We start from the raw sequence: 25253 nt of genomic DNA on the forward strand, positions 1-25253 counted from the left end.
ACTGCGGGCCCTACAGGCCTGCGGTCCTGGCTTCCCACTCCATTGCATCCGAAAGCTGGAGTGCTGTGGGAACCCAGCGCCCGATGCGTGCGAAGGCTTCCCGCCGGATGGGTTCGGGCGACAGGAAGATGTCGTGGAACGCATTCGGCAACCGGCTCACCGTGACCGTGTCCGCCAAGGACAGGGAACGGTGGGCCACGGCGTCCACGTTCAAGGCTACGTCGGCCGTGAGCGCGTCTGCGGACCACCTTGGCTGCAGGTAGCTCTTGTCCGAGAGCAGCACAAGCACTGGGACGTCTATGCCCAAACCGGCGGCAACGGTGGCTTGTCCCCGGAACACGGCGTCAAGGAATGCGGGCGTGACAGGGAAGCCCCGGTCAGGCCGCCACTCAAGGTTGTAGTCCCATTCGCCGTCGAGGGTGGCTGATACAGCCCGGGTATAGATGCCCGGATCTACTGGCGGCAGCGGTGCCAAGGGGTGGAGTCGGGCGTGGAGCCCTACCAAGGGCGCGATCGCCCGCCGGCCGAGCTCAGTCGCCTGGAACTCCAGCCAGGGACTGTTGAGGATCAACGCCGACGCCATTCCAGGATGGCGGGCAGCCCACAGACTGAGGGTGAGCCCACCGGTGGAGTGGCCCAAGAGAATGAGAGGCCGATCCCGCCCGGGGTCACCTGAACGGCCCATCGCTGACAGTGCTGCTGCGATGTCGGCGTCGTAGTCGGCCAGGTTGGTGACAAATCCCGGCACCATGCCCGGGCTCAGGCTGCGGCCGTAGTTGTGCAGGTCCAGGGCGTAGAAGCGTGCACCGGCCCGGTGCCAGAACTCGGCCAGGTGCTTTTGGAAGAAGTAGTCGGACCAGCCGTGGACGTAAAGGACATCGGCATCAATTCCAGTGCCAGCAGCCCCGTCCAAGGTGCCCAACCACTCCGGCTGGGTCCCGAGGTACCGCACCACGGTGGCGACAGCGCCGCCGTCGAGGTTGAGCGTTTGCTGCTCAAAGCCCTCGCCAAGAATGTCCGGTTCCCATGGCTGTGTCATGACTGTGATCGTAGCGGCTCGCCAGCTTCGGCGTTCTTTTCCTTCTGCCACGGCCAGCGGCCAGTGATTTCCAGTTCCAGGGAGAAGCTCAGGAAGGTCCGGATCAGCACGATGATTGCGAGGACGCCCACGCTCTCAAAAGTGGGGGTGACGGCGACGGTCCGGATGATGTCCGCGGCCACCAGGAGCTCGAGCCCTAGAAGGATGGACCGACCCAGGAGCTGCCGGTAGGAACGGTAGGGGGAGAACGGTGTGAGGCCGGAGGCGCGCTTTGGCTGGTAGCCGCGCAGGGCCATCGGAACGGAAACCAAGGCTCCGATCACCATGACCGCCACCCCGGCGAAGTCCATGTACCGGCCGACTTCTTCGATGATGTGCTGGAAATCCATGGCCCTCCTCCGTAGCTGCGTGTCTCCACCGTCTCACACAGCAACCAACGACGGCGGCAGCCGGGTTCCGTAAAAACAGAACCTGGCTGCCGCCGTCGTGCGGTGTTGCAGGGTGCCGCTACAGCGCGGGGGCCGGGACCGGGAAGAAGACCCGGGGATCCTGCAGGAGCGCGGGATAGTCGAAGTCGGAGCGCTTGATCACGTTGGTGACCTCGAAGTTGCGGGCGAAGCGGCCGTCCACCGTGATGGGCCGGCCTTGGATCAAGCCAACAGCGAACGTCTGGCCATCATCGAACGGAACGGCCAGCTCGGTCTTGCCGGGCAAGGTGTTGAACGCCTGCTCCTGTGCCTGGCGCTTCCGCGTGGGCTTCTTCTCGCGCGGTGCCACCGGACGTTTCTTGGGGCCGCCTACCTGCCGGCGGGACTTCTCCTCCGCGTACACAAATTGGTACTCGTCCGGGTCTGCAACAGGCGCGGACTTGGCCTTGCCGTGCGGCGGCATGCTGACGGTGGTGAGCTGCTCCGGGCGGAGGTCCTCCACGTTGGAGCGCAGGATCAGGAGGCGGTCCTCTTCCGGGTCCTCCGGGTGGAACTCGTGCTTGGGCTCAGGCCACACGTATTCCAGCTTTTCCTCGATGCCGGGGAAAATCTGCGCATAGTGCTTGGGGTCTTTGCCCAGCAGCTTGGAGCGGTGGCTGAGGTGCAGGTCCTCGTGTCCGAGCCACGGCGGCATGACAATCCGGGAGGCGTAGTCCGGGTGGGCTGCCTGCGGGGCGAACTCGGCGATGTTCGCGCGCGTGTTGTCCGGGTGCCCGCGGCCCATCCATTCGTCGGCCATGGCCAGGCCGTACATGGTGAGGGCAGGGACGTGGCCCATCCACATGCGGACGGCGGGGTGCTGCTGCCAACCGTACTCCGGGATCACCAAAGCGCGGAGGACCTGGAGTGCTTCGACGCGCTGCTTGCCGAGCCTTGAGGTGTCGAGCGCCTTGGCACTCTCACGGAAATCGGCGAAGGGGAGGAAAGTCTGCATCCTTTCAGTTTGAGGGTGCCGGGCGCGAGAACCAAGTTGAGTGCTCCGGGACACGTGCCTTTGTTGGGGCCTAGAGTTGCAGGGTGGAAACTTTTGACGAGAAAACTGTCACCACGGCGCCCCCGGTTGCCGAACTGCACCTGCACATCGAAGGGACTCTCCAGCCAGAGTTGATCTTTGCCCTGGCCGAACGAAACGGCATTGAGTTGCCGTACCAAGACATCGAAGAACTGCGCGAAAAGTACGAGTTCACGGATCTTCAGTCCTTCCTGGACCTCTACTACGCCAACATGGCCGTCCTGCAGACCGAGCAGGACTTCACCGACATGACGCGTGCCTACCTGAAGCGGGCAGCCGCCGGGGAGTGCGCCACGCGGAAATCATGATGGACCCCCAGGCCCACATCTCCCGGGGCGTGGCTCTGGAAACCTGCGTCAACGGCGTGGCCAACGCCTTGGCCACCTCCGAAGAGGACTTTGGCGTCTCCACCCTCCTCATCGCCGCGTTCCTGCGGGACATGTCCGAGGACTCTGCCTTGGACGTCCTGGACCAGCTCCTTGCCATGCATGCACCGATTGTCGGCATCGGGCTGGACTCCGCCGAGGTGGGTAATCCGCCGTCGAAATTTGAACGCCTGTACCAGCGCGCCGGCGAGGCCGGGCTGCGCAGGATCGCCCACGCGGGCGAGGAAGGCCCTGCCAGCTACATCACCGAGGCGTTGGATGTGCTGCATGTGGAGCGGATTGATCATGGCATCCGCTGCATGGAAGACACTGACGTGGTCCAGCGCCTGGTGGCGGAGCAGGTGCCGCTGACTGTGTGCCCGCTCTCCAACGTCAGGCTGCGCGCAGTGGACAAGCTGGCTGACCACCCCTTGCCCGAAATGCTCGCCATCGGCCTGAACGTTTGCGTGAACTCCGACGACCCCGCCTACTTCGGCGGCTATGTGGACGACAACTTTGAGCAACTGGCCAAGGTCCTGGAATTCTCCGTGCCGGAACAGGCCACGTTGGCGGCCAACTCCATTCGTTCTTCGTTCGCCAGTGACGCCCGGAAATTGGTGCTGCTGGACGAGGTCACCGAGTGGGTGAAGGCTTCGGTTCCCCACGCTTAAACGGCCCTTGGACCCCGTCAGCCGATACCTGTAGATCACTTGCGGCGTCCGGGATGTCACACTCGGTCACGACACACGGTGTTTACCTTCTGCAGTCGCGGGAATTAACAATTCATTGGCAAACTGCAAGGGAGTATTCACCCGTTGAAGGAGAAGCATGGGCGCGAACACCGCCGAGAACACCAACCTTCGTCTGAAGGCCGTACTGGACATCCTCGCTGAAAGCGTGTGGTCCGAGACAACCCTCAACGCCGGCGAGGTCCTGGCCGAAGCGATCGTCCGCGTACCTTTCAATGATCACGAGGCTGAACTTCTCAGTGGCGGCATCCCCCGCGGTCACAAGACCCTCACCTCGGCATCGGCCAAGCTGGTCAAGGCCGGCTGGCTGGTCAAGGGCCGTTCCGGCTGGACCATTCCGGAGGACGGCCTGCGTGCCACCGTGGCTTTCCCGGACGCGGCCGCTTTCGGTGCAGCGCTCGACGCCGGAACCCCGGTTCCAGCCGACGTTCCCGTTCCGACGGCCCCGCCTGCGACGGCCCCGTCTGCGAAGACTGCCGCCAAGAAGGCTGCAGCCACCAAACGGGCTGCGGCTCCGAGGAAAGCGGCTGCTCCGAAGGTCGCAGCTACCGACGTAGCGGAGCCGAAGGTTGCCGCCGCGAAGGTGTCGGCTCCCAAGGCCAAGGCCGCCACAGCCACCAAGGCGCCGGCTGCGAAGAAGGCCACCCGCAAGGCGCCGGCCAAGGCAGCGGCGGCCACCGCCGTCGAAACCGTGCCGCAGCCCGAGGCCGTCGCGATTGCCGGTGACTTCAACAAGATCCTCGGTGCGCCCGAGGATTGGGCGCCGCAGTACGACGAAGCCCAGATGGAGTTCAACCCGCTGGTCCAGGTGTGGACCATCACGGCTGAACTGCCTGCCGGCTTCTACACGTACAAGATCGCACTCAACCGGTCGTGGGATGAGAACTACGGTGCGTTTGGCGCCCGTGATGGTGCCAACCACGAGTTGAACCACGACGGCGGCCCGGTCACCATCACGTACAGCCACGAGACGCGGGACATCGTGGTCGGCTAAGTCCTTTTGCCGGTTCGAAACCGGCCCTTGTTCGCTTGCCTCGTCGTTGAACGGTTTGAACGTTGAACGCTGAGTGGGACGGACAGGGGCAGGTTTCGTTAAGGTGGTTCCATGACTGACGAAGCCCAGCGCGTCACAGCCCGCATCACCGGCGTTGTCCAGGGGGTCGGGTTCCGCTACTGGGCCGCCCGGAAAGCCGACGAACTGATGTTGAAGGGAACGGTCCGCAACAGCCCCGACGGCTCTGTGGAGTTGGTGGCCGAGGGAACTGTCTCCGATGTTGAGCACCTCGTGGCATGGCTCCACTCGTCGGGTGCCCCGGGCCAAGTGACGGACGTTGATTTCCAGGTTTCCGACGCAACGGAGGAGTTCGACGACTTCCGGATTATCGACTAGCGAGTCAGACGATGCTACGCCCCCGGTGACGCGGTGGTCAGGCCTGACTCTGTAGCGGCAAGAAGCAGTTCATGGTCATAAGCAACCAATTTGTCGGTCTGGAGCCGAATGGCCGTCGCCAAATGAATGGCATCCGCGCTGCGAAGTTGCCCCGGAAGGGCAGCTGCATACATGAGATCTGAGCGGGTTATGTCCACCAGGTTGATGCCAGCCAAAACGGCGTTGACAACGTCGAACGGCATATTCCTGCGACGGGCCGCGCAGTGAAGCTCCGTGTAGAGGAGCATGGAGGCCACTAAGTGGCCTCCGGAGGCTGCTGCCTCTACCAGGTAGGCGGCAGCGGCCGAGGATTCGCGTTCATCGACCACCAACTTCATGGCGGCGGAAGTGTCGACGTAGGCGATCACCGATCGCCACGCAGATCGGCCAGGATCTCGGCTGTGGTCATGTCGCTGCTGATGCGAGGCAGAAGAGAGAAGTCCACAGGCGACTCACTGGCGGGCCGGACGCTGCCTGCTTGGAGCAGTCGCTCAAAAGGCGAAGCTGATGGAGGAATAAGGGTGGCCGTCACCTCGCCATTGTTGGTGACGTCAATGACTTCGCCATTCTTGACGCGTTCCAGAATCTTACTGCTCTGGTTGCGTAGTTCCCGATGCGGAATAGTTGTCATGGTCAGCCTCCGTAGCAATCGTAGCACGCAGGTTTTGGGGCGTCCCGCCGGCGTATCAGGCGGGCTGGGCGGCAGAACTTGTCGCCTCAATGTAGTGCTCCAGTGGCTTCAGTGCGGGCTGCGAGGAAGCGTCCCGGACGGCGTCCGCGCCAACGGCATTTGCCACTGCCAAGGCGTGCGAATACTCCAGCCCGGACTGGAGCGCCAGGACCAGCGCCGCGCAGAACGCATCCCCGGCACCGATGGTGTTGGCAATGTCCGTGACACGTACGGCCGGGGCCTCGGCCACTCGTTCTCCATCGACAAAGATGGCTGAGCCGTCGCCCCCGTAAGTGACGGCAACCAGCGGGGCATTTCGAAGGGCCGGAATCAGTTCATACTCTGTCTCGTTCACGATCACCAGGTTGCAGCGTTCCAGGAGTTCGGGAATGATCGGCGCGGCCGGAGCGGCGTTCAGGACGAAGAAGCCCGTAGCGCGCCGGGCGGCCTCCAACACCACGTCCTGGTCCACTTCGAGCTGGCAAAGAATGGCCTCGTCGGCACCGAAGGTCACACCTTCCAGGGACACAGAACCGTTGGCGCCGGGGCACACCACAATCTGGTTCTCGCCCTCGCTGTCCACCAGCACCAGCGCAGTTCCCGTAGCGGCGTCCACGCGGGCGATGTCCTGGACGTCGACGCCGGCACCCGACATCGCGCTGATGAGGCCGAGTCCCGCGTCGTCCTGGCCCACTGCCCCCACCATGCGGGACGTGCCCGAGAGCCGGGCCGCGGCAACGGCTTGGTTGGCGCCCTTGCCGCCGGGCTGCTGTCGGAGGACGCCACCACCCACGGTTTCGCCCGGGGAGGGGAGTCGGCCGGCGGTGGCCGTGATGTCGAGGTTGATGCTGCCCACCACGGCCAGGGATGAGGGCGCAGCAAACTGAGGAGACGTGCTCATGGAAGGTCCTTTACGGGTGAAGGTCGGTGCAGGAATCAGGGGAAAGTCAGGAGGACTGGATGACGGAGAGGTGGCCGGCCTTGGCAGCCACCAGGCATTTGGCGAGGTAGAAGGCATTACCGTTCCGGCGCACGTATTGGGTGAGGACCAGTACGGGGTCGGACGGGCGGAGGCCCAGCAGCTTTGCGCGGCTGGGACCGGCGGTGCTGAGGCTGATTTCGCATTCGCCCGGCCCAAGGGAAGCCCCGGGAAGACCACCGAGGACCTCCAGGAGCGTTGATGCGGAAAGTGTGGGAGCCTCTGCCGCTTCGGCCAGGGCCTGGGCTTCGGGGATTCCTTGGGCCACGTTTTCCTGGAGGTGGGCAACAGGCTCGCCGTTCCGGATGAGCACGCTTTCCCAGAACCACACGTCTTCATCAGGCTGCACGCCGATGCCAGGAGCCACGAATTCCGACGCGGGCTGCTTGATGGCGGCTACCCGTTTGACCTGGATGTCTTGGTCCGGCCCGCCAAGGAGTTGGTCGAACGGGCGGATGTGTTCGATGCCGATGCGGGGGAGCGAGTCGGCTACGAAGCGGCCCACTCCACGGCGTGCCCGGGTGAGACCGTCTTCTTCGAGCAACATCAGCGCTTCCCGGATCACGGTGCGGCTGACGTCCATCATGATGCCCAGCTCGGTCTCCGTGGGGAGCAGTGAACCGGGCGGCAGGATCTTGGTGCGGATGGCCTCGGCGATGCGGGAGTAGGCCGCGACGCGCAAAGGCTGACCTGGCTGGGTGGCGATGGGTCGTGACAGGAACTGGACGGCGTTGTCGGTCAAGGGTGCCTCACTTGAGATGGGTTACCGACACTGTACCGGATGACTGTGACAGGTTGCACAAGCTCGTAATACATGCTTGTATAACAACTCACATCTCGTGGCGCCGCCCCGCGCCCTCGGACAAAGGAGTTTGATGTGAACATCCCCACCGCCACAGCCCCGCAGGCTGTAGACCCGCAGGCCCCAGCACCAACGCAGACACCAAAAGCGGTCACGGACGAAGGCCGCTTCCACGGAAAAGCCGCCGCGCTGCTGATCACCACGCTGGTCCTGGCAGTGCTGGCCTTCCAACTCAACGCCAGCATGATCACCCCGGCACTCCCGCACATCGGCTCCTTCTTCGGCGAAACCCCAGAAGCCGTGGCACAGGTTCAGTCGATGTTCTTCCTGGCCGGCGCCATTGCCGGCCCGGTCATCGGGCGATGGAGCGACTTCATCGGCCGCCGCAATGCCCTCCTGCTGGTGCTGGCGATCATGGGCGCAGGAACGGTGCTGTGCATTTTCGCGCCTACCCTGCCGTTGCTGGTCACAGGCCGCTTCATGCAGGGTGTCTCCAGCGCCATCTTTGCGCTGTCCTACATCGTCCTCAATGAGTACCTGCCGGCCCGGCTCTTCGGCACCTCCATCGGCATCATTGCGGCCATCAACGGCGGCGTTGGCGGCGTGGATGGCTACTTCGGCGGACTTATGGCGGAGACCCTTGGCTTCCAGTCGATCTTCGTCGCCGTCCTGGTACTGGCCGCGATCGCCGTCGTCTGCGTCATCAAAGTGGTCCCCGGCGGCAAGTCCGCGGTCGCCCCGGGCCGGATGGACTGGTGGGGCGCAGGTTCCCTGTCCGTGTTCCTCGTCTTCATCACCTACTTTGTCTCCACGGGTTCTTCGGCCGGCTGGACCTCGCCTGCCGCCCTCGGCCTGCTCGCTGGAAGCATCGTTTCCTTTGCCGCGTTCTGGCTCATCGAAAAGAAGCGCGAAACTCCGCTGGTCGCGGTCCACCACCTCCGTTCACGCCAGGTTTGGCCCGTCATCGCCACCACCGTGCTGACCCTCGCCGGAATCTTCGCCATCATCAACTTCACTGTGGTGTTGCTGAGCCAGGACAAGGAGAACGGCTTCGGCCTGTCTGCGTCGGTCGCCGCTCTGTTGTTCCTCACGCCCGCAGCGCTCATCGGTGTATTTGCCGCACCGCTCGCCGGCTGGATCGCCGACCGCCGCGGTTGGATCAAGACCGTCCGGGTCGGCACGGCCACCAGCCTCGCCTGCGCGATCGTCGCTGCATTGTTCTCGCACAACCAAGTGGCCGTCCTGATTGCCATCGCCGCCCTGGGCATCTTCTATAACGGCTTCTTCCTCACGGCCATCAACGGCTTGTCCGTACTGCTCTCGCCCAAGGAAGCACCAGCCGCCTTGCCGGGCATCAACGGTGCCTCCTTTGGCATCGGGGCGAGCCTCGGCGTCGTGATTGTTGCCCCGTTTGCAGGTCAGGGCACCGCCGCCGGATACTCCACCGCCCTCTGGATCTCAGTGTCCATCACCGCTCTGGCCTTCATCGTCAGTCTCTTCATTGCGGCCCCCAAGGGCGAAAAGATCTAACGCACGACGCCGGCGCCCGGCTGAGCGTGCCAGGCACCAGAGCTTCACCCCGCCCGCCTCAAGACCCGCTCCATCCTGAAACGAGAGACCATCATGACCCAGTCCGCACCCTTCTTCCTTGACTGCGATACCGGCATCGACGACGCCCTCGCCCTCGCCTACCTCCTGGCCTCTCCGCGGGCTGACCTGGTAGGAATCGGCACGGTCAGTGGCAACGTCAGTGCAGCAGGCGGCGCCCGGAACACCTTGGATCTGCTGAATTTGGCCGGCCACCCGGACATTCCGGTGGCTGTCGGTGCGCACGATCCGCAAGTGGGTACGTTCCACGGCGGGGCACCGCACGTCCATGGCGACAACGGCATCGGCGGCGTGGACTTGGTCCAGTCTGACCGTGAACCGGTGAAAGCCACCGCTGCGGAACTGTTGGTCCAGCTGGCCCACCAGTACGCCGGGGAGTTGCGCTTGGTGGCCATCGGCCCGCTGACCAACATCGCCGAGGCGCTGCGCCTGGAACCCACGCTGCCAGAGCTCATTGCCGAGGTCACCATCATGGGCGGCGCAGCACTGGCCCCGGGGAACATTACGCCGGTGGCCGAGGCCAACATCGCCAACGATCCCGAGGCCGCTGCCGAGGTGCTGGCCGCCGACTGGAACGTCACCCTGGTACCCCTGGACGTCACCATGACCAACGTCTTGGAGGAAAACCACCGCCAGGAGTTGCTGGCCACCGAGCACCCGGTGTCGCAGGCGCTGGGAGAAATGCTCGGCTACTACTTCGGCTTTTACGTCGACATCTTCGGCCGGGCATGCTCGGCGATGCACGATCCCCTCGCCGCGGCCATCGCCGTCAGGGGAGTGGAGCTGACACTGGCTCCCACCGTTCGCATCCAGGTGGACACCACTGACGGACCCGGTCGCGGCCAGACAGTGTGCGATCTCCGCGGACAGTACGCCGGCTTCCCGAAACAGCGCGGGGCACGCTGCCGGGTAGTCATGGAAATTGGCGAAGACTTCGCACCGCACCTGCTTGGTACTTTGCAGGCGGCCTGGCTCTCTGAAGAGCAGGAGACTGTGCCCGTCGCCTGACAGGCGGGAGACTGGGGTATCGACGACGACGGCGGCTACAGCCCGCCGTCGTCGTCCGCGTTTAAACCGGCTACGTGTACATGAGCGAGCCGGGTGTGGTGAGCTTTTCGCCGGTTTCAAGCCAGGTCTTAAGGCCGGAGAGGATCATGGGCCAGCCGCCGTAGAGTTGGTCGTTGGCGCCTTCGCGGAGCTGATCGTGCGTGACGGTGAGGTGGCAGGAGTCTCCCACGGGTTCAATCTCCCAGGTGATCCGCGACGTTCCCTCGGCCTTCACATCCTCGCCCCACAGCGCACGCATGGTCTGGACGAGGCGTCGCGGGGGATCGACTTCGATGTTCTCGCCCTCGCCTAGCGGTGCGTCAGCGTTGACGTTGTGCATCTCGAAGCGGCTTCCGGGCGTCCAGTCCGAGGTGAAAGTGTTTCCGAACTGGTACTTGCTGCGGATCTCGCTGTCGGTGATGGCTTCCCAGAGCCGTTCCGGAGTGGTCTTGATATAAATCTCGAAGATCTTTTCCATGGGACTTTCCAATCTGGATTTGAGGTCGCTGAGGGCAGCGGCCCATGGTTCTGCGTATTTACTCACCCAACGATCGTGGATGAGGCGGATGGGTACCGGGTTCAGGAAGTGCAGCTTTTCGCGACCCCGACGGCGGGTGACCACCAATCCCGCATCTTCCAGCAGCTTGAGGTGCTTGGCGATGCCGAAGCGGGTCATCTCGAACCGGGCTCCCAAGGCGGACGCGGACTGGCCATCCTCGCGGAACAGTTCGTCCAGCAATTCCCTGCGGGTGGGGTCCGCCAAGGCCTTGAACACGGTGTCCATGGTTTCAGAATAGGTGACCATTTGGTCACGTGTCAACGGTTGATGGCAGCGACCTCGGCATGCCTCCGGCGCGCTAGCTGCCCACCTGGCATGGGTGCTTCGACCCGGCTTCAGCGTCCGATAGTTTCCATAATTCATCGGAAACTTCCTCGCTCTGTCATGCGTTTACGCCCGCTACGACTGCGATCTACCGCTCCGAAACACCCTCAAGTCGGCGGTCTTATCCGGAATTTGCGCTCTCCTTATTACTCGCGGGTTTCCGATACCAACCTGTTGTTATTGCGTAAACTTTACGATAGTTTCTCTCTGTGATGTGCGTCGCACTGCGATGTGGGGCGACGAAGGCCAAGTGAAGGACAACGATGACCATCCACCCTGAGGACTTGCGGACAGCCGAGGCGCGGCTGCAGCAACTGCACCAACGAATAGGCGGCATAGCCTACGGCGGGGATTACAACCCCGAGCAATGGCCGCGCGACGTGTGGCTCGAGGACGCAAAACTCATGCAGCAGGCCGGGGTAAACCTGGTGACCTTGGCGGTCTTCTCCTGGAGCCGGCTGGAAACCAGTGACAACGTCTTCGACTTTGGCTGGCTGGACGACGTCATGGACCTGATGCACTCGCACGGCATCGGAGTGGACCTGGCAACACCGGATGCCGTGCCGCCGGCCTGGCTCGTGGAGCAGCACCCGGACATCATGCCGGAGCGCCCCGACGGCAGCATTTTTGGCTTCGGTTCCAGGCAGCACTTCGACGTTTCCCACCCTGTGTACCGGGCCAAGTCACTTGCTCTGGCCGAAAAAATGGGGAGCGCTACGCCAGCCACCCTGCGCTGCGGATGTGGCACGTTGGCAACGAATACGGTCCGGTGTCCTACGGTCCGTGGGCTGAGAAGGCGTTCCGGGAATGGCTGCAGCGAAAGTACCCGTCGCTGGATGAGCTCAACCAAGCCTGGAGCACCGCGGTGTGGGGCCAGCTCTACTCTGACTGGAACCAGGTCCGTGTCCCCGCCCAACCCCGCACGTGGTCCAACCCGTCACGCCGCCTGGACTTCCACCGTTTCACCTCGGACAGCATGCTGGAACATTTCAAGGCCGAGCGGGATGTCCTTCGCCGCCACAGCCCGGACCTGCCGATCCTCACCAACTTCATGCGCTTCTACAAGACCAACGACTACTGGGCCTGGGCCGCTGAGGAAGACGCCGCAGCGCTGGACATCTACCCGGATCCTCGTGAAGAAGACGCCCACATTGCGGCAGCTCTGAATTTCGACCTCATGCGTTCACTCCGCCACGGCCAGCCATGGATGGTGATGGAGCAAGCCACCGGCGCGGTCAGCCAATGGTCCGTCAACGTCTCCAAGCTTCCGGGCAAGATGCGCCTCGGCTCGTACCAGGCCATAGCGCAGGGCGCTGATTCCATCTTGTTCTTCCAGTGGCGGCAGGCCAAGGGCGGAACCGAGCGCTACCACTCGGCCATGGTGAACCATGCCGGCCCGAACACCCGGATCTTCCGGGAAGTGTGCCAGCTCGGCAATGAACTGAAGTCCCTCGGCGACCTGACGGGCACACGGTCTACAGCCAAGGTGGCCATCGTCTTCGACTGGGACAGCTGGTGGGCGTTGGAGCTCGGCAACTCGCCGAGGTCGGACCTGAACTATGCGCAGGAAGTCCTGCGGTTCTACCGCCCCCTGTTCGAAGCTAACATCACCGTGGATTTCGTCAATGCCAACAGCGACCTTTCCGGGTACAGCGTGGTGATCATGCCGGCGTCGTACCTCCTCACCGACTCCGCTGCTTCCCGGTGTGAAAACTACGTGGCCGACGGTGGACGGCTGGTGGTCTCCTACCTTTCGGGCATCGTGGACCAGGACAACACCATCCGGCTGGGCGGCTACCCGGGCGCGTTGAGGAATGTGCTGGGAGCCTGGAGTGAGGAAATGCACCCGCTTTCCGGCGCGGATGAGCAAGTAAAGCTCTCAACGCCCGACGGCGGCACCTCCTCCGCGAGCTACTGGACTGAGCATTTGCACGCCGAATCGGCGGAGGTCCTGGCCAGCTATTCCTCGGGCCGCCTCGCCGGCGCTCCGGCCGTCACCAGCAATTCCTTTGGTTTGGGCACTGCACTGTACGTGTCGGCACGCGTTGACGAGGACTTGCTGAACCAGCTCCTCGAGGACCAACTCCGCGCGGCTGGTGTGGAGCCGGAACTGAAGGCGCCCGCGGGAGTCCAGGTCCGCCGTCGTGCCTCCACTGCCGCTGACGGCACCAACAAAAGCTTCCTCATGGTGCTCAACCACAACGACGCACCGTCCAGCGTGGACGTGCTCGACGGCGGCACGGACCGCCTCAGCGGACGCGCGGTCACCGGTCTGGTTGAGCTCCCTGCCAACGGTGTCCTCATTCTGGACGAAATTCTGGACGAATCTGCAGGACGGGCGGCGGACTGATGGCATTACGACTGGATGTTCCGCCCAAGGCGGTCGCGGGCCCCGAACCGGGCTCGGCGAAGAAGCGGCGCAACAAGCCTGGAAGCTGGAAACTGGCGCTCAAACGCGACTGGCGCCTGTACACGCTGCTGGCCCTGCCCCTGCTGTATCTCCTGATTTTCAGATACCTTCCCATGGCCGGCAATGTCATCGCTTTCCGCCAGTTCCAGCCCGGAGGCAGCATCTTCGGCGAGAAGTGGGTGGGGTTCAAATACATCACCCTGTTCATCAACGATCCCAGCTTCTGGCAGGCCTTCCAGAACACCATCATCCTTGGTGTCCTGACCCTGGTGTTCTGCTTCCCGATGCCCATCATCTTCGCGCTGATGCTCAACGAGCTGAGGTCGCAGAAGTTCAAGAAGTTCGTCCAGACCGTGGCCTACCTGCCGCACTTCATGTCCGTGGTGATCATCGCCGGCATGATCCTGCAGAACTTCTCCATGACCGGCACCGTGAACCAAATAGCGGAGTCGTTGTTCGGAACCACCGTGAATATCACGCAGGACCCGGGCTGGTTCAGGCCCATGTACATCAGCTCCGAGGTCTGGCAGACCATGGGCTGGGGCGCCATCCTCTACCTTGCCGCACTGACGCGCGTGGACGAATCGCTCTATGAAGCGGCCAGGATCGACGGCGCCAACCGTTGGCAGCAGACCTGGCACGTGACTCTCCCAGCCATCAGGCCAACCATCATCACCCTCTTGATCCTGAACATCGGCACGTTCATGGCGGTGGGTTTCGAGAAGATCCTGCTCATCTACAACCCGCTCAACTACGCAACCTCAGACGTCATCTCCACCTACCTGTACCGGGTGGGCCTGGAATCCAGCAACTTCAGCTATGCGGCCGCCATCGGAATGTTCGAATCCGTCATCGGCCTCACGCTGATCCTCTCAGCGAACGCGATCTCAAAGCGCCTCGCAGGAACGAGCCTGTGGTGAACAAGACAGCTACTGCCAGCAAGGGCGGCGCCGCCCAAGGCGTCCTGGTGAAGGACATGAAAGTCTCACGCGCCATGCGGATCTTCCGGGCGTTCAACCTGGTCTTCCTGCTGCTGGTGGTGTTCCTGACGGTGTATCCGTTCCTGAACATCATTGCGCAATCGTTCTCCAGCGAAGGGTTCATCAACGCGGGGCAAGTCAATCTGTTCCCGATGGGCTTCAATACCGAGACATACAAGCTGATCCTGGCCGACTCCACCTTCTGGAACAACTACGGCAACACCGTCCTGTACACCGTGGTGGCAACGGCCATCTCCATGGTTCTCACCACTTCCTTCGCCTACGCCATCGCCAAGAAGGACCTCAAAGGACGCAGCGTCTTCATAGGCCTGGCCGTGTTCACGATGTTCTTCAACGGTGGGCTGATTCCCAACTACGTGCTCATCAGTTCCCTGGGAATGCGGGACTCCATCTGGGCCGTCGTGCTGCCGAACGCCATCAGCGTCTTCAACCTGCTCATCATGAAGTCCTTCTTCGAGAACATGCCCCGCGAACTGGAGGAAGCAGCGTCGATTGATGGACTCACCCAGTACGGGGTGCTGTTCCGGGTTGTGCTGCCGCTCAGCAAGGCGATCGTGGCCACCATGATCCTGTTCTACGCCGTAGCCAACTGGAACTCCTGGTTCCAGGCCTTCCTCTACCTCGACAACCCGGACCTCTTCCCGGTCACCATCTACCTGCGCAACATGATCGCCGGAGTCACCACCGCGGGCTCAGCCGGCGGAACAGCGGAGAACGTCGGCCAGATCGCCGCCAACATCCAGTCGGTCACCATCGTCCTGACCGTCATCCCCATCCTGTGCGTCTACCCCTTCGTGCAGAAGTACTTCTTCTCGGGCGTCATGCTCGGTTCCGTCAAGGAATAACCCTTATGAAAGGACATCCAATGATCCACAAACCCGAGCTCCGCAGACCAGAATTCCGTAGGCGCGATTTCCTTGGACTCGCCTCCGTTGTCACTATCGGACTCATGCTGACCAGTTGCGACGCCGAAACCACCGAGAAGGTGGACACGTCCAAGTCCCGCAACGGTGCGATGGACAGCTTCGGCGTTGGTGACACGTTCAAGGCGACGGTGCCGCTCACGTTCACGTTCCTGTTCTCCGACCAGCCAACCTACCCGTACAAGAAGGACTGGCTGCTGTTCACCAAGATGGCCAGCGACAACAACGTCACCTTGGAACCCACCATCGTGCCCAACAGCGACTACGAGCAGAAGCGCAGCCTGCTCATCAGCTCCGGCAGCGCCCCGGAAATCATCGCCAAGACCTACCCCGGGCAGGAAGCAGCGTTCGTTTCCGCCGGAGCCGTCCTGCCCGTAAGCGACTACGTGGACCTGATGCCGCACTTCCAGGAAAAGGTGAAGAAGTGGAAGCTGGAGCCTGAGATTGAAGGACTGACCCAGGAAGACGGTAAGTACTACGTCCTGCCCGGCCTCCACGAGGAACTCTGGCCCGACTACTCGCTGTGCTTCCGCAAGGATGTGCTGAAGAAGGAAGGCCTTTCCGAGCCGACTACCTGGGACGAATTCCGTGACGTGCTGCGCTCGCTGAAGAAGGCCTACCCGGACGTGGTGCCCTACTCCGATCGGTTCAAGGGCGACAGTGTCCTGAACATCGCCAGTGCGGCCTTCGGGACCGTGGCCGGATGGGGATTGGTGGACGGCCTGCAGTTCGATGAAGACAAGAAGGAGTTCGGCTTCGCCGCCGGCTCGGACAAGTTCAAGGACCTGGTGACGTACTTCAACTCCCTGGTGTCCGAGGGCCTGATGGACCCTGAAAGCTTCACCCAGACCGACGACTCCGCCATCCAGAAATTCGTGTCCGGCAAGTCGTTCGTCATCAGTGCCAATTCGCAGAACGTCATCACCTACCGCACGTCCATGGAGCAGTCCCTGGGCAAGGGCAACTTTGAGATCGGCAAGATCACGGTTCCCGGTGGCCCGGCCGGCGACATCATCGGTGGCACCCGGTTGGAGAACGGCATCATGCTGAACTCGTCCGTGAAGGACAAAGACAGTTTCGTGGCACTCATCCAGTACATCGACTGGTTGTTCTACAGCGACGCCGGTCAGGAGTTCAGCAAGTGGGGCGTGGAAGGAACCACCTTCACCAAGTCCGGCGGCAAGCGCCAACTCGCATCCGACATCAACTTCCAGGGCCTCAATCCCGCCGGCACCAAGGACCTCCGGGTGGAGTACGGATTCTCCGGCGGCAACTTCGCCTACGGCGGCGCCACGGAACTGCTGCAGTCCACGTTCAACGACGAGGAGTTGGCGTTCCAGGAAGCCATGAAGTCCAAGAAGCCACGCCCCGTGCCCCCGCCCGTACCGTTCAACGACATCGACCGGGAGCAGGCGACTCTTGCGCTGACGCCCCTCAAGGACCACGTCAAGCAGAACACCCTTAAGTTCATCACTGGGCAGCGCGCTCTGGGCGAGTTCGACGCCTACGTGAAGGAACTCGACAGCAAGGGCCAGACGAAATACGTGGAGTTGGCGAACAAGGCGTACAAAGCGTACGCGGACAAGAAGTAGCTCTTCTGATGGCTACGAAGGAGGCACAGTACGGGTCCGGCCCGCTGTTCAAGGCGGCGGGCGTGGTGTACGGCGTCATGGTGGGTGGGGCTTTGCTGGTGCTGGCCAATGCGCTGGTGGTGCTCATGCCTTTGCTGGCTGGGATCGTGGGTCCTGTGGCGTTGTTGGGGTTCGTGCTGATGGGTCCTTCTGTGGTGGCTTCCTGCTACGCCTTCAATCGGCTTCTCACCGGAGAGGAAACGGGCGTGTTCCACGACTTCGTGAAGTCCTATCGGGGCAATTTTGGACAGGCATTGGCGGTCTGGCTGCCCTACGCCGCCCTCCTTGCAGTCATCGCCGCGAACCTCTCCAGCCTGCCGGGCAGCAACCTTGAAGCGGTTGCTGCCCGGATCGGGCTGGTGGGGCTTGGCCTCCTGGTGAGCACGGCTGCCCTGCACGCGATGTTGTTGCTCGCCCGCTTCGATTTCCGCACCGTGGACATCTACCGGCTGTCCATCTACAGCATTGGTGTCCGGAAACGGGTAGCGCTCGGGAACGTGGGGATCCTCTTCATCACGGGCTTCGTGCTGATCTCTACCAGCGTGTGGCTGATGTTGTTTGTCGGCGGCCTGATGGTCTACCTGTTGTGCCTGAATTCCCGACCGCTGCTGGCGTTGGTGGAGGAAAAGTTCACCGTTTCGGTGGCTGCCAGCCCAGCAGGTTCCCCGGGCGGATACTCCCCGGTGGGCTAGAGGTTCGTCCGGACCACGGCACCTTGGGCGATCACCGTGCTGACCTTTTCCAGGGCCGAGCCATCGGTCAGGGGATCCGAATCCACCACCACGACGTCGGCCAAGGAACCGCGAACCAAGCGACCGACGCTGTCGCCGCGTCCCAGCAAACGCGCCGCATTGGTGGTGGCTGCCTGCAATGCTTCCAAGGGGGTCAGCCCGGCTTCCGCGAGCAAGCGCGCCTCCGTGCCGATCGGCGTCACGTCCGTGCCGAAGGAATCGGTGCCGGCCACAATCGTGACTCCAGCGTCCTTGGCTGCGCGCACCGCGGCCTGAAGGATGGGCGTGTACTCCGTTCCGCGTGCGGCCAGGATTGGGTTGGAGGAGCGGGCCATGCTGGTGATGGCGTCCATGGTGGGTGTGAAGAAGGTGCCGCGCCGGGCCATCTCGTGGATGGTCTTTTCCGTCATGAAGACGCCATGCTCGATACTGCGAACCCCGGCGCGGACGGCGCCGTCGATTCCTTCGGCGCTGTAGGCGTGGCAGAGGACGCCGGCACCCTTGGCTGCCTTGACGATCGCTCCGAGCTGGTCCACGTTGTAGACCAACTCACGCGGATCCTGCTCGGGAAGGCCAGCCCGTGGGTTGGCGCGGGTTTTGATGACCTCGGCGCCGCGCTTGAGGTTGATGCGGGTCAGGTACGCGAGGTCCTGCGGCTCCGTAACACCACCGCTGAGGGTGGCCAAAGGTGCCAAGTCCGGATCCGCCAGGAGGGAGTCTCCCTGGTCCGGTGAGATAAACAGCCCCGCCGGAGTCATCCTGGGCGAGAGCCCAGGAGCCCACGACGGCAGCGCGGCGAGAGCAATGTCCTGATAGAAAGTGCTCGAACCGCTCCGTACGCTGGTGGCTCCGCCTTGCAGGAGGGCGCGGGCGTCTGCCAGTGCGTTGGCGTGGACGTGGGCATCGACGAGTCCTGGAAGGACCCATTTACCCGAGGCGTTGAGCCTACGGGCACGGTTCGCGACGCCGGCAACAGCCTTGCGTGTTTCGTCCCGGGTGCCGACGGCGGTGACCTTGCCGCCGTCGAGCACCACCACGCCATCTGCCACAGCATCGCCTGTCTTTGGATCCACCACTGTTCCGCCCTCAATAATGAGCGCCTGGGTGGTCAACGGACGTCCGGGGTAGTTCGGGCCCGACTGCGTGTTGTCCGCGAGGGCGGCTGGCGCTGATGCCAACTGCGCGGCGATGCCGGCCACGGAGATCCCGGCCAGTGCTGCAGCTCCGGCGAGGATTCCCCGGCGGGGCAACTCACCCTGGGGCGTGGGTGCTGAGGTGTGATCGTGAAGGCACATTGTTGGACTCCTGGGGAACGAGCTGCTGGGCCGCTGCGTGGCTGCGGCTGAGCATTTGGTATTCCAGAATGCCTCAGGTTTGGGGTGTGATGCAAGCAATAGTTGTATTTTACCGAGGTGATTTGCCTGCTTGGTATGCCAAGGCGTGGAAACAACTGTCGGGGACGTGGGGCTGCCTTCATTGCGGGTTTCGCGCTGATCCCCACCAGTGTGCGGCTGATGTTGTTCGTCGGCGCCCTGCCGGTCTACTGCTGTGCCTGAACTCCAGGCCGCTGCTGGCGTTGGTGGAGGTGAGGTCACCGTGGCGGCGTAGACGGCTGACGGTTTACGCCGGAGGAGTCGGCACTGTGTACGCGCCGCTGTTTGAAAGTCACAGGTCGCGGGCAGTGTTCGGCGCTGGGCACCGCACCGGTATTTGCAAGTCGGAGGTCGCATATCGCGGGCACGGGGAAGCGGCCCGGAAGCGAACAAAGTGTCGGGTGGCCCTCCCAATATTCCGACCCCAAAGTTCACTCTCACCCAAGCCCGCGGCGCATCCCGAGCAACACCCTTTAGGTTCTCTGGGGTGTGTGGTGGTGGTTGCGTCGGGGTGTTTGGGTTGGGTCGATGTGGGGTGGGGGATGAACCAGGGGACGCCGGTTTTCATGTCGATGCGCCATTGTTCTTTGTGGATGAGGTGGTGGTGGTGGCTGCAGAGCAGGGTGCCGTTGTCTGTTGATGTGGTGCCGCCGTGGGACCAGTAGGTGGTGTGGTGTGCTTCGCACCAGGGTGCGGGCATGGTGCAGTCGGGGAAGGCGCATCCTTGGTCGCGGGCGGTGATGGCTTTTCGGATGTGGGGTGGGAAGGTCCGGGTGGTGCGGCCGATGTCCAGGACGCGGGAGTTGCTGCCGAGCAGGACGGGGATGATCTCGGCGTCGCAGGCGATTTTGCGGATGGTGTTCGGGTGCATCGGTCCGCTGAACGTGCCGGTGCCGGTGCCGGTGCCGGTGCCGGTGCTGTGTTGGTTGTGTTGTTGGTGGTTGTGGACTTGTTTGAGGAGTTCTTGGTAGCCGATGGTGACGGTGAGTTGGGCTGGGAGGCCGCCGTTGGAGGGTAGTTTTTCTGTGCGCATGGCGAGGCTGCAGGCGCTGGTGAGGCCGTTGAGGAGTTTCTGTGGCCGGGTGCGTCGGTCCAGGTCCGGGCCGGCGGGGACCGTCTGATCGGTATCGGTATCGGTTCCGGTGGTGGTGAGGCGTGGGTTGGTGGCGACGTTCATGGCGGTGGTGAGGATTTCGTATTGTTCGTCGGTGGCGAAGATTTCGAGGTGGTGGAGTCCGTGGCGGCGTCGGCGGCGGAGGAACACGCCTTGGAGTTGGCGGAGGATTTCTTCGGTGGGTTCGGGGCCGTCGTGGTCGATGACGTCGATCCAGCGTTTGGCCATTTTGGTGACGAAGTCGGGGTCGGTTTCGACCGCGGTGGTGGTGAGGGCGTGTTCCATCCGGGTGAGGGTGTCCTCGTCGGTGAGGTGCCGGACTTTGTCCAGGGCGGCGCTGATGATCGACGCCGAACGGGAAGACACCAGCGCGGAACCAACCGCTTGGGCTAGTATTTCGCGGCGGGCCGGGATCTCCTGCCCGGCGATGCCTGTCTGGGGGAGGACGTCGGGGGCGAGGGCGAGCCTGCGTTTGGCCTCGCCGATGTTGATCCGCAACCGTGCCCGCAGGAACTGCGCCGCGTTCCGGTACCCGTCATCCAGAACGCTGGCCTTAGCGGCCGAAGCCCAACGGGCTGGTCCTGTTCCCGGCACGGAACCATCTCCACCCGCGGGAGGTGTGGAGCATGCTTCACCATCGGAAACTGCCACGGTGTCGGTTCCCGGCACCGGGTCCGTCCAGCCGGTCCGCCATTCCGGTGCTGCTGCCGAGGACCCCGGACCGGCCGTTAGTGCTTCCGTCCGGGTCCGTTCCACAGCCTGCGCCGCGACCACCTGCAAGTACTCCACCGACCGGGCGATCTCCTCCACTTCGCCGGCAAAATCCGCTGCGTCCTCGAACCCAAACAACCGGGTTTTGTGAATGAGGGATTCGCGAAGGGATGTCAGGATTGCACCGGCCTGCGCAAGAGGTATGTCCACGACGCCGGGAGAGGGTTGGCCCGCATCGACAAAGCCAGCCGCGCGTTTGATGTCCGCAACCGGAACCACACGCAAGCCCGGAGCAGCGTCTGCGGAGCTCACGCCGCCAGTGTAGCCCGACTCCGAGGACCGCACCTTCGGACTCAGACCGAGAAGCAGCCCAGTGCTGCTGGAGGTATCCGCAGCCGGGCCTACCGCCGTCGGGAGCTTGAATGCCGGGACCCGAGCAGGCCCGTTGAGGGATATGAGGGCTCTTTGACGAAGCAGCGCATGGCTGCGGGGCGAACCTGCCCGCCTTGCCAATATCTGCCCGATTGCTCCCATGAATCAAGCATGTCAGGGGGGTCTGACATTTTTAGGGTGCCGGCTATCGGGTGATCTGCTCCCGCAAAATATCCGCGTGCCCGCAGTGCTGGGCGAGCTCGCGGAGCATGTGCAGGTACACCCAGCGGAGGGGGAGCGGGCCGCGGCGGTTCCCGAGTACAAGGTCGTCGAGGCCCAAGGGGGCGGCCGCCTGCCTGGATGCCGAGCAAGCCTCCCGGTGAGCCGCCTGGATGCTGGCAATGGTGTCGTCATCGTCCAGGATGAACGACGCGTCCGGCGTCGCGGGGATGCCGATCTCTGCCCGCGACCTGCACGTGATGGCTTCGTCGAACCACACCTTTTCCACGAAGGTGGCGTGTTTCACCAGACCCAGGAGCGTGGTGCGCGAGGCCACCAGCCGCCGTCGTGCTTGTTCTTCAGTGAGTCCATCGAGGCATTCGTTGAGGGCCCTGCGGTGCTCGTCCAGGAACGTATCGAACTGGGTCCGGGCGTCCTGGTTGATGACGTCCTCAGTGAAGGCATGTGGGAGGGCGCTCATCCGAAAACCACCGTGCCGTCGTCGTTGATTCGCCAGCCGGGGTTATGGGCGATCTCCCAGACGATGCCGTTCGGATCCTTGACGTGGCCGTGGAAGATGCCGCCAAACGCGCCTGCCTGCGCCGGCTTCAAAACCGTCGCGCCCGCTGCCACCAAGGCATCGATGGTGCTGGCGACTTCCTCGGGACTGCCGACGTTGTGTGAGAGTGTCACGCCGCTGACTCCTGCCGTTTGAGCAGTGGCGCCGAGGTCCTGGTCGAACTTTTCGGCGTCGAACAGGCCGAGCATCAGCCCTGGCGCGATCTGGAAGAAAAGGATCTCGCCGGGAACGTCCATGGTCGGATCCCAGCCGAGCCCGTCCTTATAGAAGGCGCGCGCGGCGTCGAGATCCCTGGTGGCGAACGTAATGAAGTGCAGTCGCTGGTCCATAGGGGAAGCCTAGCGGGAGGGTACGACGGCGGCACTCGCCTGGGGCGGTTGGTGCGCCAACGCTGGCGGAGCCGTGCAACGATTCGGGTGCCATTCGATGCCGACCGTGTCCGCTGATTGCCGGGAGCGTCAACAATGAAGGCATGGCCAAACCAGCGCAGCCCAAGTCCCGCAGCACTGAGTCATGGATGCTGGCATCGGCGCTTTTCCTCACGCTGGGGGCCGCCGGGTGTAGCCCTTCCTTGGGTTCGCTGCCGTGCATGCCTCCCGACTATCAAGTGACCCCTTCGTCGGCCAGGCCGGGTGACGTGGTGACGGTATCGGCGCCGGAGGCCACATGCAATCCCCGTTATGGAGCCAACGCGCAGGTTCGAGTCGTCTTGACGGACGCTTCCGGAGAAGACGTCCTCAACACCACCGCTCCCATGACTGATGCAGGTGGGTTCACGGTCACGGTTGATGTCCCATTGCGGGCGGCTCCGGGTGTCATGGCTGTGAAGGCCGAGCCCTATGGCGTCGACTGGTGCGATGACACGGGCACGAACAACCGGGCGGACCAGGGTGAGGCCGAGCTTGAGAGAGCCTCTTGTGCGGAACCGATGAAGCCACTGACCATCACAAAGTAGCCAACTTGGCCAGTCCTGTTGAGCCCCGGTCCGAGCCGGTGGGAGGATGGAGCAGTGGAACCCCTCTTCGACTTCCTTGGCAGTTACTGGTGGCTCATTTTCCCTATCGGCGGCATGGCTGGTGGCTGGGCGAGGTCGTGGTCGAAAGCAAGCGAGGAACGGCACCGCCGCAAGGTTGAATTGCTGAAGTTGAAGAACCAGTTGGCGGTGCACGAGGAGGCCAACCAGGCCGAGGTAGTCTCGCTGATTGACGCGCATGATTCGGTGAACCACAGATGGCTTGATTACGAGCTCGACGTCGGCAACCTTATTGACTTCCCCCTCATGACCGACGTGCGCGAGCCGCTCACGGTCGCGTTCCTACGCGCCAAGAAAGAGGCCGACGGCTTACGGCCCGCCACCCCTGAAGAGATTTCGACGCCGGCCCGGCTGGCTGAGTACCGTGCCGCCGTCCACAGCTACGAACTCGCTTTCGATGTCGCCGAGCGGGAGGCCCGGCGCATCAAGGACGGCAACTTCAGCGGCCCCGAACGCCAACGACTGGCCACAGCGAGGAAGCTCTTGCGCATCGCGGAGGACACCGCCGCTACCCCCGCCGAACGGCAAACCGCGTACAAGCGCGCCCGCAAGGAACTCGACGGCCTGATCGTCCTCCCGGAGGCGACGGTTGCCGCGCTCGAGAGCAAGATCATCAGCATGCTGGATTCCCGCAAGGACCCGGACCCGGACACGGACGTGCGGTTCGCTTGACGGCACGCAGAAGGCTCGCCGTCATTACAGGTGCCAGCCGCGGTCTGGGGAAGTCGTTGGTGGAGGAATTCTCCGACGCCGGTTGGGCGGTTGTCGCGATCACAAGGACATCCACCGCGTGGGCCGACCGGCAGCATGTCACTGCAGTCACCCACGATGTTCGGCACCAGCCATCCGACGAGCTGCTGTCAACCATCGGGGCAGATCCGTTGACGTACTTATCAACAATGCTGCCCAGGGGGCTCAGCACGCCGAACTCGGTGACATAGCAGCGGAAGGCGTTCTCAACGCCGTCGACGTCAACGTCGCTGGACCCCTGCGTCTGGTGCAGGCCATCCTGCCGAACCTGCTGGCCGCACCGGATCCGGTGATCATCAACGTCACGTCCCGGCTGGGTTCGATGGCGGCGCAGGCACGGGGTGACTACGCGGAGCTCTCTACGAGCTACGCGTACAAAATCTCCAAGGCTGCGCAGAACATGCTGACCATTTCCCTCGCTCACGACCTCGCTGGCAGGGTGCGCTGCTGGGCGGTTCACCCGGGCAAGCTGGCCACGGAGATGGGGCAGGCGGATGCCTCCAAGGATCCGCGGGTCGCGGCCCGAGCCCTGCGGGAACTGGTTAATTCCGGCGACCGCATGTCGCCACGTTTCGTCTCACTCGGAGCGGCCGACCTCGCCTGGTAGCGCCGCCCAACATCAGGCTGTGCCTTCATGACCTTCTTTGACCACGGCTAGGCCGATTTGCAACCCATATCGACTGATTTTGGACCTTCCTGCAGCCAAAGTGGGTGGGGACGGTACGCGAATTAGCCCAGCTCCACGCCCATCACGGTCCGAACAGCCGGCCCCTCGGTGTCGTCCTCGAGGTGCCGCATCCCCAGCCGCTCAGCTACTCGGCGTGATGCCGCATTGTCCGGGTGGACGATGGCCACGAGCAGACCAACCCCCACCACGTCCCGCGCGAAATCCAGGCACGCCAACGCAGCTTCCGAGGCATACCCGTTGCCCTGAAGCTCACGGCGGACGTGGTAGCCGACCTCAAGTTCGGACCGCCCGTTGACCTGTTGCCAGGTCAGCCCGCAGTCGCCCACGAAATCGCCGTCGTGCGTTTCAACGATCCACAGCCCGTACCCGTGGCGGGCGTAGTTCGCCTGGTTCCACTCGATCCAGGCAGCCGCTTCGTCGCGGGTTTTGGGAGCGGGGTAGTAGGTCATCACGTCTGGATCACCCAGCATCAAGCTCATCGCATCGAGGTCAGCCATCGTCATCTGGCGGAAGCGCAACCGTGGCGTGGGGTGGGGGAGCATCCCAGAATCCTACCCGTCGTGGGGTCGCGCCTTCCCCACCCACTTTCAACTTAGCGGCCCCGTAACGCAACCACTTTTGGCTGCATGAGAGCCCTTTGGAGTTC

24 protein-coding genes and 3 pseudogenes are annotated in these 25253 nt (G+C 63.3%); 14 read left to right on the plus strand and 13 right to left on the minus strand.

Translation table 11 applies throughout. From position 1 onward, the window contains the following. Positions 1-10 precede the first annotated feature (10 nt). The 3 genes from CGK93_RS05795 to CGK93_RS05805 all read right to left on the minus strand — a co-directional run bounded on the left by CGK93_RS05795 (position 11) and on the right by CGK93_RS05805 (position 2461). Positions 11-1039 carry an alpha/beta hydrolase gene (locus CGK93_RS05795; RefSeq protein ID WP_089594004.1) on the minus strand — a complete coding sequence of 343 codons (1029 nt, stop codon included), beginning with the start codon at positions 1037-1039 and terminating at the stop codon, positions 11-13. Beyond that, positions 1036-1428 carry a DUF1622 domain-containing protein gene (locus CGK93_RS05800; RefSeq protein WP_089594005.1) on the minus strand — a complete coding sequence of 131 codons (393 nt, stop codon included), beginning with the start codon at positions 1426-1428 and terminating at the stop codon, positions 1036-1038. Before CGK93_RS05800 ends, CGK93_RS05795 begins: the two co-directional genes overlap by 4 nt. 118 nt (positions 1429-1546) lie before the next feature. Next, positions 1547-2461, minus strand: coding sequence for an MSMEG_6728 family protein (locus CGK93_RS05805; RefSeq protein ID WP_089594006.1), 915 nt, complete (start codon positions 2459-2461; stop codon positions 1547-1549). 83 nt (positions 2462-2544) lie between these two features. Here CGK93_RS05805 and CGK93_RS05810 point away from each other — a divergent pair. From CGK93_RS05810 to CGK93_RS05820, 3 genes and pseudogenes are all read left to right on the plus strand, one after another. Then, positions 2545-3575: pseudogene (locus CGK93_RS05810) on the plus strand (adenosine deaminase). Positions 3576-3732: 157 nt separating this feature from the next. Next, entirely contained in the window at positions 3733-4647 is a 915-nt protein-coding gene (locus CGK93_RS05815; RefSeq protein WP_089594007.1) for a pullulanase X25 domain-containing protein, read from the plus strand. A gap of 111 nt (positions 4648-4758) precedes the next feature. Then, positions 4759-5043: an acylphosphatase gene (locus CGK93_RS05820; RefSeq protein WP_089594008.1), complete on the plus strand. Its 285-nt coding sequence runs from the start codon at positions 4759-4761 to the stop codon at positions 5041-5043. Positions 5044-5057: 14 nt separating this feature from the next. Here CGK93_RS05820 and CGK93_RS05825 read toward each other — a convergent pair whose 3' ends face one another. The 4 genes from CGK93_RS05825 to CGK93_RS05840 are packed head-to-tail and all read right to left on the minus strand — an operon-like array spanning position 5058 to position 7473. Beyond that, on the minus strand, positions 5058-5450 hold the full coding sequence (locus tag CGK93_RS05825) for a type II toxin-antitoxin system VapC family toxin (protein ID WP_089594009.1): 393 nt from the start codon (positions 5448-5450) through the stop codon (positions 5058-5060). Then, positions 5447-5713: a type II toxin-antitoxin system Phd/YefM family antitoxin gene (locus tag CGK93_RS05830; RefSeq protein WP_089594010.1), complete on the minus strand. Its 267-nt coding sequence runs from the start codon at positions 5711-5713 to the stop codon at positions 5447-5449. Before CGK93_RS05830 ends, CGK93_RS05825 begins: the two co-directional genes overlap by 4 nt. 55 nt (positions 5714-5768) lie before the next feature. Beyond that, the gene (locus tag CGK93_RS05835; protein ID WP_089594011.1) at positions 5769-6653 is read right to left on the minus strand and encodes a ribokinase; all 885 of its coding nucleotides are present in this window, start codon (positions 6651-6653) and stop codon (positions 5769-5771) included. Between the two features lie 46 nt (positions 6654-6699). Further along, positions 6700-7473 (minus strand): GntR family transcriptional regulator, encoded by a 774-nt coding sequence (locus CGK93_RS05840; protein ID WP_089594012.1) that lies wholly within the window; start codon positions 7471-7473, stop codon positions 6700-6702. 135 nt (positions 7474-7608) lie between these two features. On the opposite strand from CGK93_RS05840, the gene CGK93_RS05845 reads away from it, so the two are divergent. Next, positions 7609-9063 (plus strand): MFS transporter, encoded by a 1455-nt coding sequence (locus tag CGK93_RS05845; protein ID WP_089594013.1) that lies wholly within the window; start codon positions 7609-7611, stop codon positions 9061-9063. Between the two features lie 93 nt (positions 9064-9156). Next, entirely contained in the window at positions 9157-10149 is a 993-nt protein-coding gene (locus CGK93_RS05850; protein ID WP_089594014.1) for a nucleoside hydrolase, read from the plus strand. A gap of 70 nt (positions 10150-10219) precedes the next feature. Here the strand turns inward: CGK93_RS05850 and CGK93_RS05855 are convergent, their stop codons facing one another. Next, positions 10220-10972, minus strand: coding sequence for an ArsR/SmtB family transcription factor (locus CGK93_RS05855; protein ID WP_089597226.1), 753 nt, complete (start codon positions 10970-10972; stop codon positions 10220-10222). 503 nt (positions 10973-11475) lie between these two features. Between CGK93_RS05855 and CGK93_RS05860 the strand changes: the two are divergent. The 6 genes and pseudogenes from CGK93_RS05860 to CGK93_RS05880 all read left to right on the plus strand — a co-directional run. Beyond that, positions 11476-13112, plus strand: a pseudogene (locus CGK93_RS05860) (beta-galactosidase); the annotation flags it as partial. Between the two features lie 144 nt (positions 13113-13256). Continuing rightward, positions 13257-13421 carry a Beta-galactosidase C-terminal domain gene (locus CGK93_RS24005; protein ID WP_232481634.1) on the plus strand — a complete coding sequence of 55 codons (165 nt, stop codon included), beginning with the start codon at positions 13257-13259 and terminating at the stop codon, positions 13419-13421. Further along, positions 13421-14401 carry an ABC transporter permease gene (locus CGK93_RS05865; protein ID WP_089594015.1) on the plus strand — a complete coding sequence of 327 codons (981 nt, stop codon included), beginning with the start codon at positions 13421-13423 and terminating at the stop codon, positions 14399-14401. The genes CGK93_RS24005 and CGK93_RS05865 overlap by 1 nt, the downstream gene beginning before the upstream one ends. Positions 14402-14457: 56 nt before the next feature. Continuing rightward, positions 14458-15327 carry a carbohydrate ABC transporter permease gene (locus tag CGK93_RS05870; RefSeq protein WP_089597228.1) on the plus strand — a complete coding sequence of 290 codons (870 nt, stop codon included), beginning with the start codon at positions 14458-14460 and terminating at the stop codon, positions 15325-15327. A 5-nt stretch (positions 15328-15332) separates the two neighbouring features. Then, entirely contained in the window at positions 15333-16997 is a 1665-nt protein-coding gene (locus tag CGK93_RS05875) for an ABC transporter substrate-binding protein (protein WP_089594016.1), read from the plus strand. A gap of 8 nt (positions 16998-17005) precedes the next feature. Next, complete coding sequence (locus CGK93_RS05880; RefSeq protein ID WP_089594017.1) at positions 17006-17728, plus strand: YesL family protein; 723 nt, start codon at positions 17006-17008, stop codon at positions 17726-17728. Here CGK93_RS05880 and CGK93_RS05885 read toward each other — a convergent pair. The 4 genes and pseudogenes from CGK93_RS05885 to CGK93_RS05900 all read right to left on the minus strand — a co-directional run bounded on the left by CGK93_RS05885 (position 17725) and on the right by CGK93_RS05900 (position 22465). Then, positions 17725-19062: an amidohydrolase family protein gene (locus tag CGK93_RS05885; RefSeq protein ID WP_089594018.1), complete on the minus strand. Its 1338-nt coding sequence runs from the start codon at positions 19060-19062 to the stop codon at positions 17725-17727. The two genes, CGK93_RS05880 and CGK93_RS05885, sit on opposite strands and share 4 nt — an antisense overlap. A gap of 551 nt (positions 19063-19613) precedes the next feature. After that, positions 19614-21499 (minus strand): annotated as a pseudogene (locus tag CGK93_RS05890) (DUF222 domain-containing protein). 43 nt (positions 21500-21542) lie between these two features. Further along, the gene (locus CGK93_RS05895) at positions 21543-22037 is read right to left on the minus strand and encodes a DinB family protein (RefSeq protein ID WP_089594019.1); all 495 of its coding nucleotides are present in this window, start codon (positions 22035-22037) and stop codon (positions 21543-21545) included. Next, a complete protein-coding gene (locus CGK93_RS05900; protein WP_089594020.1) occupies positions 22034-22465 on the minus strand; it encodes a VOC family protein in 432 nt (143 codons plus the stop codon). Before CGK93_RS05900 ends, CGK93_RS05895 begins: the two co-directional genes overlap by 4 nt. Before the next feature lie 143 nt (positions 22466-22608). On the opposite strand from CGK93_RS05900, the gene CGK93_RS05905 reads away from it, so the two are divergent. From CGK93_RS05905 to CGK93_RS05915, 3 genes are all read left to right on the plus strand, one after another. Continuing rightward, positions 22609-23091, plus strand: coding sequence for a hypothetical protein (locus tag CGK93_RS05905; RefSeq protein ID WP_232481555.1), 483 nt, complete (start codon positions 22609-22611; stop codon positions 23089-23091). 54 nt (positions 23092-23145) lie between these two features. Further along, positions 23146-23841, plus strand: a complete 696-nt coding sequence (locus CGK93_RS05910) for a hypothetical protein (protein ID WP_089594021.1) — start codon at positions 23146-23148, stop codon at positions 23839-23841. 118 nt (positions 23842-23959) lie between these two features. Further along, positions 23960-24526, plus strand: coding sequence for an SDR family NAD(P)-dependent oxidoreductase (locus CGK93_RS05915; RefSeq protein WP_157731621.1), 567 nt, complete (start codon positions 23960-23962; stop codon positions 24524-24526). Between the two features lie 122 nt (positions 24527-24648). On the opposite strand, the gene CGK93_RS05920 is transcribed toward CGK93_RS05915, so the two are convergent. Further along, a complete protein-coding gene (locus CGK93_RS05920) occupies positions 24649-25149 on the minus strand; it encodes a GNAT family N-acetyltransferase (RefSeq protein WP_089594023.1) in 501 nt (166 codons plus the stop codon). Positions 25150-25253 lie beyond the last annotated feature (104 nt).

The sequence above is a fragment of the Arthrobacter sp. YN genome (assembly GCF_002224285.1).
GTDB lineage: Bacteria > Actinomycetota > Actinomycetes > Actinomycetales > Micrococcaceae > Arthrobacter.